Consider the following 11,267-nt stretch of genomic DNA (forward strand, 5'->3'; position numbering starts at 1 on the left):
CGGGCCGGGACGCAGCCCCGCGCGCGGCCGGCCGAGCGCCGCCCGCCGGACCTGCTGCCGCTCGGTCGTGGCCGCCGGGGCCTGGGCGGCCCGCTCCGCCTCCGGCTCGGCGGGCCGGCGCTGCTGCCAGGTGATCGGCACCGTGAGGGCGACCAGCAGCCCGAGGGCCAGGGCGACGCCGGCGATGACCGCCACCCCGCCGCCCGAACGCGTCTGGGACAGCAGCAGCATGGCGAGGGCCGACAGGACGACGGTGGCCGAACCGTAGAGGAACTGAGCGGGAGTCGGGCGCGGCATGGCGGTATCCGTCCTGGAACAGGGGTGTGCGGGGCGGGTGCACCGGGGAGAACACCGGACTGAAAAACTCTACGGTGCTGGCTGCCCTGGCGGAACGAACGCTAAGCGCCGGGCCGCCGCGCGGTTCCGTCGCACAGGGGGCGCACGGAATCACTGTCTGTTCCAGCGATTCCGGTGAACGCGCCGCTCTCTGTTCGCTATCCGGTCCAAGCCGGTCGGAAAACGTAACGGCTTGGCGCGTCCAAATCAAGGCCTGTCTTTTCCCGGGCCACTCCGGTCGAATGTCGGCACAGTCATGACTGGGGAGGACCCGTACGTGACCATCTCACGCAGACGAAGAGCCCGCAGACTGGCGGCAGTCGCCACCGCACTCGCCGCGCTCGGGACCACCGCGCTCGGGGCCACGGAGATCGGGCCCGCCGCGTTCGCCACGGCCCCGGCCCCCGCCGAGGCGCCGTCCGCGGACCGGACCGGGCACGGCGACCCGGGCGCCGCCGACGCCGAGCACGACCTGCCCGGCCCGTTCAGCGCGCGGCAGGCGGAGCGCCGGGAGGCCGCGCTGCGCGACGTGCTGTCCGGGCACGCGCGCGCCGAGCGGCGCGGCCCGTCCAGCGTCGTGCGCCTGGGCCCGCGCAAGTACGTGGAACTGGCCAGGGAGAAGACGGACCAGATCTTCACCATCCTGGTCGAGTTCGGCGACACGGTGGACGACACCACGACGTACGACCCGGACGGCCCCGCCGGGCCGCTGCCCGCGCAGGTCAAGTACGGCGGCGACCCGGGCCCGGCGCGCAACACCATCCCCGAGCCGGACCGCTCGGAGGACAACAGCACCGCCTGGCAGCCCGACTACGACCGGCAGCACTTCCAGGACCTCTACTTCTCCCAGGCTCGGGACAAGGAGTCGCTGAGGAAGTACTACGAGCGGCAGTCCTCCGGCCGCTACTCGGTCGACGGCGAGGTGTCCGACTGGGTGAAGGTGGAGTGGAACGAGGCCCGTTACGGGTCCAACTACTGCGGCAGCAGCAACTGCCCCAGCGCCTGGGACCTGATCCGCGACGGCGTCGACCGGTGGGCCGCCGACCAGCGGGCGGCCGGCCGCACCGACGCGCAGATCGGGGCGGACCTGGCCCGCTACGACCAGTGGGACCGCTACGACCACGACGGCGACGGCGAGTTCAACGAGCCCGACGGCTACATCGACCACTTCCAGATCGTGCACGCGGGCGAGGACGAGTCCGCGGGCGGCGGCGCGCAGGGCGAGAAGGCCCTGTGGGCGCACCGCTGGTACGCGTACGGCACCGACGCGGGCCGCACCGGCCCGGCGGGCAACAAGGCGGGCGGCACGCAGATCGGCGCCACCGGCGTGTGGGTCGGCGACTACACCATGCAGCCGGAGAACGGCGGCCTCGGGGTCTTCGCCCACGAGTACGGCCACGACCTGGGCCTGCCCGACGAGTACGACACCACGGGCCGCGGCGAGTCGTCCGTGGGCTTCTGGTCGCTGATGTCGTCCGGGTCGTGGCTGGGCCGGGGCGGGGACACCATCGGCGACCTGCCCGGCGACATGAACGCCTGGGACAAGCTCCAGCTCGGCTGGCTGGACTACGCCTCCGCGCGGGCGGCCACCCGCTCCCGGCACACCCTGGGCGTCGCCGAGTACCACACCCGCAGGCCGCAGGCGCTGGTGGTCACGCTGCCGCCCAAGGCCGTCACCACCGACGTGGTGCCGCCCGCCGAGGGCGAGCGGCAGTGGTGGAGCGGCATGGGCGACGACCTGAAGAACACCCTCACCCGCACCGTGGACCTGACCGGGAGATCCTCCGCGCGGCTCGACCTCCAGGGCTGGTGGGACATCGAGAAGGGGTACGACTACCTCTACACCGAGGTCTCCACGGACGGCGGGAAGAACTGGACGCCCGTGGACGGCACGGCGAACGGCGCGCCCCTGCCGCGCGACGCCGGGGACAAGCCCGCGCTGACCGGCTCCTCCGGCGCGTACCAGAAGCTGTCCTTCCCGCTCGACGCCTACGCCGGGCAGCGGATCGGGCTGCGCTTCCGGTACGCCACGGACGGCGGCGTCGCGCTGAAGGGCTTCGCGGCCGACGCGCTGACGCTCACCGCCGACGGGCAGCCGCTGCTCGCGGACGGCGCCGAGGGCGGTGACAACGGCTGGACGGCGGCCGGTTTCAGCCGTATCGGGGCGTCCTTCACCAAGGACTACCCGCAGTACTACCTCGCGGAGAACCGGCAGTACGTGTCCTACGACCGCGCGCTGCGCACCGGCCCGTACAACTTCGGCTGGATCTCCGACCGGCCCGACTGGGTGGAGCACTTCCCCTACCAGAACGGCCTGGTGATCTGGCAGTGGGACACCTCCCAGCCCGACAACAACGTCGGCGTGCACCCGGGCTCCGGGCAGATCCTGCCGGTGGACGCGCACCCGGAGGCGCACACGTGGGCGGACGGCAAGGTCCTGCGCAACCGCGTCCTGGCCTACGACGCGCCCTTCAGCCGCTATCCGACGCAAGGTTTCACCCTGCACAAGGACGGGGTGGCCACCCGTATCCCGGCGAAGCGGGGCGTGTCGGTGTTCGACGACCACAAGGGTACGTACTGGAATCCGGCCAATCCGACCGGTGGCGTGAAGACTACTGACACCAACACCCGGATCAGGATCGTGCACGAGTCCCCGCTCGGCGACACGCTGACGGTGCAGGTCGGGCCGTCCACGACATAGTGCACATCTGTGCAGGTCAGAGCCGAAACGGTCGGCGCCCTCTAGCGGGCGGCGGCCGTTTCGCGTTAGATGCCCTCTGGGCTGTTCCTGTTGACACCCCGGCCGCCGCCGGGCCTGGTCACCCGGGCGGCCCGCCCCGCGGAACGGCACGCCGACGGCCCGAGGGCGGTACGACGGCGTACGGACCTGGACCAGGAGAGCGAGCGAGCAGCGGATGGCCGACGGAGGATTCACCAAGCTCCCGGGCGGCAGCGTGGTCGTCGCGCTCACGCTGCCGCACCCGCTGGCCGCCCCCGGGGCGCGCATCCGGGTGCTGGTGCACGCCGTCAACCGCCAGCGCGCCCTGACCCGGCTGCGCAACCTGGGGCTGCGCGCCGTCTACCTGCGCGGCAACGTGCAGCCGCCCACCCCGGACGAGGTGACGGCCGTGCTGCACCACCCGGACGGGCTGGTGTGGCGGTCGGCGCCGCACCACGTCACCGAGTCCTGGCAGCCGATCGCCGCCCTGCTGCGCCGCCCCCGGCCCGCCCCGGTCGCGGCCCCGCCGGGCGCGTAGCCCGTCAGCCGCGGCCGCGAAGGCGGCCGGGTCGCGGCCTGGGGCTCGCGGCTTGGGGCGCGAGCCCGGCGGCGCCGCAGCAAGGCGGCGGCGCCCGCCCGGTCACAGCTCCGGAGGGCTCACCACCGGCTTGCCGGTCAGCTCCACGCCCGCCTCGCGCATCTCCTCCAGCGCCCGCAGCGTGGTCTCCTCGGCGACGCCCGCCGTCATGTCGAGCAGTACGTGCGTGGCGAAGCCCTCGCGGGCGGAGTCCAGCGCCGTGGCCCTGACGCAGTGGTCGGTGGCGATGCCCACAATGTCCACCTCCGTCACGCCGCGCTCGAGCAGCCACGCGGCGAGGGTCCGCCCGTTCTCGTCCACGCCCTCGAAGCCGCTGTACGCCGCGGCGTACGCGCCCTTCTCGAAGACGCCGTCGACCGCGCCGGAGGCGATGGCGGGGGCGAAGTTCGGGTGGAAGCCGACGCCCTCGGTGCCCGCCAGGCAGTGCGGCGGCCAGCTGCGGGCGTAGTCCGGGTTGGCCGAGAAGTGTCCCCCGGGGTCGATGTGGTGGTCCCGGGTGGCGATGATGTGGCGATAACCCGCCGTGGTCTCACCTATCAGGTCCGTGATGGCTGCGGCGACGTCCGCGCCGCCCTTCACCGCGAGGCTGCCACCCTCGCAGAAGTCGTTCTGTACGTCGACAACGATGAGTGCCCGGTGCATGGTGCGTGCCTTCCGGCCGGAGACAGACAGAAGCAGGACCGGGGTGCGGCTCGGCCCGGTGCGGGTGCTGGTGTGACCGAGGGTAGCCAGTGCGGGGGTGTGCGGGAAGGGCACGGCGTGCCGGAATATGGCACTCCGTGCCGGAGTGTCGTCCTGCCAGGCGTTCTGGCAGGCGCGTCGCGGGCCGATTTCCCGCCACCGCTCGTGGCTCCGCACCGCCGCCTCACACCCTCCGCACACGACCGGCCCATCCGGTGCCCGGCGTTCCGCGGCCTCGCCCGGCCGCCGCCACCGCCCTCGGTGACCGACGACCGGTGACGGGTGCCCGGCGTACGCGCGGTCACGCGTGCAGGTACTCGGTCGGAATGACCGCCTCCCCCCGCGAGAGCTGCGTCGCCGACATCGGCAGACCCGCGCGGGCGGCCACGTGCCGCTCCCGCGCCGCGTCCAGCGGCTCGCGCCCGACCACCTCGCCGCCGCGCACCAGCTCCACCAGCAGCTGCCGGTCGGCCAGGTCGTCGGGCACCGGGCCGCTGCCGACCACCTCGGCCTCGGCCACGCCGTCCGCGTCCCGCCGCCGCGCCGCCCACTTGCGCCCGCCGACCGACGACTTCCCGATCACCGACTTCTTCGCCACCGGCACCAGGGCCGCGTCGGGGTCGTCGGACTCCGCCCGCGCGACCAGCTTGTAGACCATCGAGCAGGTGGGGTGCCCGCTGCCGGTGACCAGCCGGGTGCCCACCCCGTAGGCGTCCACCGGCGCGGCGGCCAGCGACGCGATCGCGTACTCGTCCAGGTCGCTGGTCACCACGATCCGGGTGTTCTTGGCGCCGAGGTCGTCCAGCTGCTGCCGCACCCGGTGCGCGAGCAGCAGCAGGTCGCCGGAGTCGATGCGCACCGCGCCCAGCTCGGGCCCGGCCACCTCCACGGCCGTGGCGACCGCCTCGGCCACGTCGAAGGTGTCCACCAGCAGGGTGGTGCCGCCGCCCAGGGCCTCGACCTGGGCGGTGAAGGCGTCGCGCTCGGTGTCGTGCAGCAGGGTGAAGGCGTGCGCGCTGGTGCCGACGGTCGGGATCTGGTAGCGGAAGCCGGCCGCCAGGTCGGAGGTGCTGGCGAAGCCGCCCACGTACGCGGCCCGGGCGGCGGCCACGGCGGCCAGCTCGTGGGTGCGCCGGGCGCCCATCTCGATCAGCGGTCGGCCGGCCGCGGCCACGGCCATCCGGGAGGCCGCGGCGGCCACGGCCGAGTCGTGGTTGAGGATGGACAGCACGACCGTCTCCAGCAGCACGGCCTCGCCGAACGTGCCCTCCACCCGCAGGACCGGCGAGCCGGGGAAGTAGACCTCGCCCTCCGGGTACCCCCATATGTCGCCCCGGAAGCGGAAGTCCGCGAGCCAGTCCAGCGTCGCGTCGTCCACCACCCGCCGCTCGGCGAGGAAGTCCAGGACGCGCTGGTCGAACCGGAAGTTCGCCACGGCGTCCAGCACCCGGCCGGTGCCCGCGACCACGCCGTAGCGGCGGCCCTCGGGCAGGCGGCGGGTGAAGACCTCGAAGACCGAGCGGCGGTCGGCGGTGCCCGCGCGCAGCGCGGCGTGCAGCATCGTCAGCTCGTACCGGTCGGTGAACAGCGCGGTCGACGGCACGTCCACCGGCAGCCCCAGGTGTGCGGTGTTCATGCGACGATGCTACCTCGGGATTTCGTCAAAGTGACGATTTCGACGGGGGTGCTGGATGCGACGTCGGTCTCAGGGTGGCAGCATGGGAACCGTGAGTGTCGCACCGGTGGAGATCGAGCGTCCCGAGTCGGCGGAGATGCCCGCGGCGGTACCCGAGCCCGACGTGCCGTGGATCACGGTGGTGCACAACGACCCGGTCAACCTCATGAGTTATGTGACGTATGTCTTTCAAACGTACTTCGGCTACCCCAAGGACAAGGCGCACCGACTGATGCTGGACGTCCACCACAAGGGCCGCGCGGTCGTCTCCAGCGGCAGCCGCGAGGAGATGGAGCGCGACGTCCAGGCCATGCACGGGTACGGCCTGTGGGCCACTCTCCAGCAGGACCGCTGATGTCCGGCACCTTCGAGCCGCTGCCCGGCGGCGGGGCCGCCGCGGCCCTGGACGAGGTGGAGATCTCCATCCTGCGCAGCCTCTGCGTGCAGTTCCTGGAGCTGATCGGCCCCGGCGAGGAGCCCGGCGGCCCGGCGGGCGACCCGCTGGACGAGGTGTTCCGGGAGGGCCCGAGCGAGCCGCCCGCCGACCCGGCGCTGGCCCGGCTGTTCCCCGACGCCTACACCGGCCCCGGCGCGCCCGGCGGCGAGGAGGCGGCGGCCGGCCCGGAGGCCGAGCGCAAGTCCCGGGAAGCGCGCGAGGCGTCGGCGGAGTTCCGCCGCTTCACCGAGAACGACCTGCGGGCCCGCAAGCGCGAGGACGCCCTCGGCGTGGTCCGCACCCTCGACGCGCTCGCCACGACCGGGACCGGCGACCGCGCGGGCGGCAAGCTGCTGCGTCTCGACCCGCGGGAGTCCGCCCGCTGGCTCGGCACCCTGAACGACCTGCGGCTGACCATCGGCACCCGCCTGGAGGTCACCGACGAGGACGACGGCGGCGAGCTGCTGCGGCTGCCGGACACCGACCCGCGCAAGCCGATGGTGATCGCCTACTTCTGGCTCGGCGGGCTCCAGGAGTCGCTGGTGGCCACGCTCCAGCCGTGACGGCCGCCGGACCCGGCGCCGGGCGGCGGCCACGCCCGCGCCCGTACGGCCCGGCTCCCGCGCCCCGGCACCGCGGACCCCACCGGTGCGGACCCGGCCGGTGTGCTCCCGCCCTCATCGCGCGCGTGCCCTGACAGGCCCCGGCGGCCCGCGCCCGCCTCGTCCCGCACCGGCCCGCCCCCGTCCGTACGGGCCCGTACGCGTGCCCGCACGCCCCTACGGCCCGGCGCGCGGCCCCGGCTGCCGGCGGCCGGGCGTCGCACGCCCCGCGCACGCGTCCGCGCACCGCCGCCCGTTCGCTCAGACGACCCTCAAGTCCGGATAACGATGTCATCACCGCGTCCGCTGTCTTTGGGATTCACGTCGGCTTTTGTCCGCCTCTTCTTGTGAGGCAGGCCACATCCGGCTGCGGAGGGGTCCGTGGCGGGCGTGGTACATCTTCACGAACGCCTTCAGCCGGACCGGCATGGATGCCAGAGAGGCTCACCATCATGACCTCAGCGCGGGTCGGGAAAGACGACGGTAACACCGTTGGTACAGCCACCGACATCGGGGGAACCGCCACCGCGGCCGCGGACGCCGACTACCAGCGGGGCCTGGGCAGCCGCCAGGTCCAGATGATCGCCATCGGCGGCGCCATCGGCGTCGGCCTGTTCATGGGCGCCGGGGCGAACATCGCCAAGGCCGGACCCAGCATCATCCTCATGTACGCCATCGCGGGCCTGGTGATCTTCTTCATCATGCGCGCGCTCGGGGAACTGCTGCTCTACCGGCCGGTGACCGGCTCCTTCGCCGAGTACGCCCGCGAGTTCCTGGGCCCGTTCTACGGCTACGTCACCGGCTGGACGTACTGGCTGATGTGGCTGGTCACCGGCATGGCCGAGCTGACCGCCGCGGCCATCTACATCCACTACTGGTGGCCGTCCATCCCGCAGTGGATCAGCGCCCTGGTGTTCCTGGTGGTGCTCTTCGGCGTCAACCTGATCTCGGTGAAGATCTTCGGCGAGGTCGAGTTCTGGTTCTCGATGGTCAAGGTCACCGCGATCGTCGGCATGATCGTCATGGGGCTCGGCGTGCTCACCCTCGGCTTCTCCGACGCCGGGGACACCGCCACGCCCGGCAACCTGTGGTCGCACGGCGGGTTCTTCCCCAACGGCGTGGGCGACAGCGTGCTGACCCTCCAGGGCGTGATGTTCGCCTACCTGGCCGTGGAGCTGGTCGGCGTCACCGCGGGCGAGTCGGAGAACCCGAAGGAGACGCTGCCCAAGGCGATCAACACGCTGCCCTGGCGCATCGTCCTCTTCTACGTCGGCTCCCTGACGGTCCTGCTGGCGGTGGTGAAGTGGACCGAGTTCTCCGCGGACGAGAGCCCCTTCGTGCACGCCTTCTCGAAGATCGGCGTCCCCCTCGCCGCGGGCATCGTCAACTTCGTCGTCCTCACCGCGGCCCTGTCCTCCTGCAACTCCGGCCTCTACTCCACCGGCCGCATGCTGCGCAACCTGGCCGCCAACGGCGAGTCCCCCGCCGTTCTCGGCAGACTCAACGCGCGTAAAGCGCCCGCGCTGGGCACCGGCGTCTCCGCCGTCTTCATGGGTATCGGCGTGATCCTCAACTACGTGGTGCCGGAGAAGGCGTTCACCTACGTCGCCTCCATGGCCGTGGCCTCGGGCGTGTGGACGTGGATGGTGATCCTCGTCTGCCACATCCGCTACCGGCGCCAGGTGGTCGCCGGCCGGCTGCCCGCCTCCTCCTTCCCGGCCCCCGGCGGCACCCTGTTCAGCTGGGTGGCGGTGGCCTTCCTGGTGCTCATCACCGGGCTCCTCGCCTACGACGAGGACACGCGCGTGTCGCTGTACGTCGGCGCGGGCTGGGCGGTCGCCCTCTCGGTCGGCTGGCTGGTGCTGGGCGACCGCATGCGCGCCGCGCAGCCCGCCCAGCCCGAGTCCGCGGCGGTCGGGCCCGGGTCGTCGGCCCGCCCGGTCGACGCGGAGCGCTGACGCGCCGCGGCCGCCGCACCCGGACGGGCGCGGCGGCCGCCCCCGAAGCGGCCGGGGCGTTCCCACCCCCCACGCCCCGGCAGGCCGGCCGGCCCGTCCCGCACCGTCGGACGGGCCGGCCCGGGCCTTTTCCGGCCCGCCTATCCTGGCCGCATGCTCACCATCACCCAGGCCCTGCGCGACCAGATCGTGGCGCACGCCCGCGCCGACCACCCCGACGAGGCGTGCGGCGTGATCGCGGGCCCGGCCGGTAGCGGCCGCCCCGAGCGGTTCGTCCCCATGCTCAACGCGGCCCGCTCGCCCACCTTCTACGAGTTCGACTCCGGCGACCTGCTCAAGCTCTACCGCGAGCTGGACGACCGCGACGAGGAACTGGTCGTCATCTACCACTCCCACACCGCGACCCCGGCCTACCCGTCCCGCACCGACGTGTCCTACGCGGGCGAGCCCGGCGCCCACTACGTGCTGGTGTCCACCGCCGAGTGCGGCAACGAGGAGGGCCCGGTGGAGTTCCGGTCCTTCCGGATCGTCGACGGCGAGATCACCGAGGAGGAGGTCCGGCTGGTGGAGGCCTACTGAGCCCGCCACCGGCCCGCCCCGCCCCGCTCCGCCCCGGCCGCCGCGCGACCTCCCCGCGCGGCGGCCGCGGCGTCTCGACAGGCGGTCGCCCGGCGTCCGCATACCAGGACGGTTCTGCGGGGAGCCGAGCGGGAATCGTTACGATGAGCCCATGGTTGTCAGGGATGTGAACGACATGGTGCCGGGTCCGCCGCTGGTGGCGCGGCTCCACGTCGACCTCTGCCGACTCGCCAGCGCGATGTGTCCGCGCCGCGACGCGGCCTGACCGCCCCCGGCGCCGGGCCGCCAGGCGCCGCCGCACACCGTCCGACGCGGTGACCAGCACACCCTCACTTCGCCCGCAGTCCCCGCACGTTCCGCACGCCGACAGGAGCGCACGCCATGGCCATCGAGGTCCGCATCCCCACCATTCTCCGCAGCTTCACCGACGGCCAGAAGGCGGTCGAGGGCACCGGCGACACCCTGGACGAGCTGTTCGCCGACCTCGACACGCGGCACGCGGGCATCCGGGGCCGGCTGGTCGAGGACGGCACCCTGCGCCGCTTCGTCAACGTCTACCTCAACGACGAGGACGTGCGCTTCCTGGAGGGCATCGCCACCAAGCTCAACGACGGCGACAGCGTGACCATCCTGCCCGCGGTGGCCGGCGGAGCCCGCTGATGCGGTACGACAGTCCGCTCGCCGCGGTCGGCAACACCCCCCTGGTGCGGCTGCCGCGGCTGTCCCCGTCCACGGACGTGCGGATCTGGGCCAAGCTGGAGGACCGCAACCCGACCGGCTCCGTCAAGGACCGCCCCGCCCTGCACATGGTCGAGCAGGCGGAGAAGGACGGCCGGCTGCGGCCCGGGTGCACCATCCTGGAACCCACCTCCGGCAACACCGGCATCTCCCTCGCCATGGCCGCGAAGCTCAAGGGCTACCGCATCGTGTGCGTCATGCCGGAGAACACCAGCGAGGAGCGCCGCAGGCTGCTCGCCATGTGGGGCGCGGAGATCATCTCCTCGCCCGCCGCCGGCGGCTCCAACACCGCCGTACGGGTCGCCAAGGAGCTGGCCGCCGAGCACCCGGACTGGGTCATGCTCTACCAGTACGGCAACCCGGACAACGCGGGCGCCCACTACGCGACCACCGGCCCGGAGATCCTCGCCGACCTGCCGTCCGTCACGCACTTCGTGGCGGGCCTGGGCACCACCGGCACCCTGATGGGCGTCGGGCGGTTCCTGCGCGAGCACATCCCCGGCGTGCAGATCGTCGCCGCCGAGCCGCGCTACGACGACCTGGTGTACGGCCTGCGCAACCTGGACGAGGGGTTCGTGCCCGAGCTGTACGACGAGACGGTGCTCACCAGCCGCTTCTCGGTCGGCTCCGCGGACGCGGTGGCCCGCACCCGCGAACTGCTCGCCGAGGAGGGCATCTTCGCGGGCGTGTCCACCGGCGCGGCGCTGCACGCGGCCATAGGCGTCGCCCGCAAGGCCGAGCGGGCGGGCCAGACGGCCGACGTCGTCTTCGTCGTCGCCGACGGAGGCTGGAAATACCTGTCGACCGGCGTTTACACGGCGGCGACCACAGAAGAGGCCGTCAAGGCGCTGCACGGTCAGCTCTGGGCCTGACCGCGCCGCCGGGCCGCCGTGCCGGGGCTCGCTCCCGGCACCGGCGGCCACCCGGTCCCAGAGCCGCCACCCG

At 73.1% G+C, this 11,267-nt stretch carries 12 protein-coding genes; 9 read left to right on the forward strand and 3 right to left on the reverse strand.

The features are described 5' to 3' along the window. A partial coding sequence (locus tag RKE29_RS23015) for a hypothetical protein (RefSeq protein ID WP_312007485.1) occupies nucleotides 1-297 on the reverse strand: 297 nt, incomplete at its 3' end. A 322-nt stretch (nucleotides 298-619) separates the two neighbouring features. Here RKE29_RS23015 and RKE29_RS23020 point away from each other — a divergent pair. Both RKE29_RS23020 and RKE29_RS23025 read left to right on the forward strand, forming a co-directional pair. After that, nucleotides 620-3,037 carry an immune inhibitor A domain-containing protein gene (locus tag RKE29_RS23020; RefSeq protein ID WP_312007496.1) on the forward strand — a complete coding sequence of 806 codons (2,418 nt, stop codon included), beginning with the start codon at nucleotides 620-622 and terminating at the stop codon, nucleotides 3,035-3,037. Nucleotides 3,038-3,251: 214 nt separating this feature from the next. Then, a complete protein-coding gene (locus RKE29_RS23025) occupies nucleotides 3,252-3,593 on the forward strand; it encodes a hypothetical protein (protein WP_312007486.1) in 342 nt (113 codons plus the stop codon). A 102-nt stretch (nucleotides 3,594-3,695) separates the two neighbouring features. Here the strand turns inward: RKE29_RS23025 and RKE29_RS23030 are convergent, their stop codons facing one another. After that, complete coding sequence (locus tag RKE29_RS23030) at nucleotides 3,696-4,295, reverse strand: isochorismatase family protein (protein WP_312007487.1); 600 nt, start codon at nucleotides 4,293-4,295, stop codon at nucleotides 3,696-3,698. A gap of 340 nt (nucleotides 4,296-4,635) precedes the next feature. Next, nucleotides 4,636-5,970, reverse strand: a complete 1,335-nt coding sequence (locus RKE29_RS23035) for a nicotinate phosphoribosyltransferase (RefSeq protein WP_312007488.1) — start codon at nucleotides 5,968-5,970, stop codon at nucleotides 4,636-4,638. An 82-nt stretch (nucleotides 5,971-6,052) separates the two neighbouring features. Between RKE29_RS23035 and clpS the strand changes: the two genes are divergently transcribed. From clpS to RKE29_RS23070, 7 genes are all read left to right on the forward strand, one after another. Beyond that, a complete protein-coding gene (gene clpS / locus RKE29_RS23040) occupies nucleotides 6,053-6,364 on the forward strand; it encodes an ATP-dependent Clp protease adapter ClpS (RefSeq protein ID WP_312007489.1) in 312 nt (103 codons plus the stop codon). Further along, the gene (locus tag RKE29_RS23045) at nucleotides 6,364-7,008 is read left to right on the forward strand and encodes a DUF2017 domain-containing protein (protein ID WP_312007490.1); all 645 of its coding nucleotides are present in this window, start codon (nucleotides 6,364-6,366) and stop codon (nucleotides 7,006-7,008) included. Before clpS ends, RKE29_RS23045 begins: the two co-directional genes overlap by 1 nt. 617 nt (nucleotides 7,009-7,625) lie before the next feature. Further along, nucleotides 7,626-9,005 (forward strand): amino acid permease, encoded by a 1,380-nt coding sequence (locus tag RKE29_RS23050; protein WP_369016050.1) that lies wholly within the window; start codon nucleotides 7,626-7,628, stop codon nucleotides 9,003-9,005. A gap of 153 nt (nucleotides 9,006-9,158) precedes the next feature. Then, the gene (locus RKE29_RS23055) at nucleotides 9,159-9,584 is read left to right on the forward strand and encodes a M67 family metallopeptidase (RefSeq protein WP_312007492.1); all 426 of its coding nucleotides are present in this window, start codon (nucleotides 9,159-9,161) and stop codon (nucleotides 9,582-9,584) included. A 151-nt stretch (nucleotides 9,585-9,735) separates the two neighbouring features. Further along, complete coding sequence (locus tag RKE29_RS23060) at nucleotides 9,736-9,849, forward strand: putative leader peptide (RefSeq protein ID WP_312007493.1); 114 nt, start codon at nucleotides 9,736-9,738, stop codon at nucleotides 9,847-9,849. 116 nt (nucleotides 9,850-9,965) lie between these two features. Next, the gene (locus RKE29_RS23065; protein WP_312007494.1) at nucleotides 9,966-10,244 is read left to right on the forward strand and encodes a MoaD/ThiS family protein; all 279 of its coding nucleotides are present in this window, start codon (nucleotides 9,966-9,968) and stop codon (nucleotides 10,242-10,244) included. Then, nucleotides 10,244-11,194: a cysteine synthase gene (locus RKE29_RS23070; protein ID WP_312007495.1), complete on the forward strand. Its 951-nt coding sequence runs from the start codon at nucleotides 10,244-10,246 to the stop codon at nucleotides 11,192-11,194. Before RKE29_RS23065 ends, RKE29_RS23070 begins: the two co-directional genes overlap by 1 nt. The last annotated feature ends 73 nt before the right edge of the window (nucleotides 11,195-11,267 follow it).

The organism is Streptomyces sp. B1866 (assembly GCF_031932565.1).
Classification (GTDB): Bacteria; Actinomycetota; Actinomycetes; order Streptomycetales; family Streptomycetaceae; genus Streptomyces.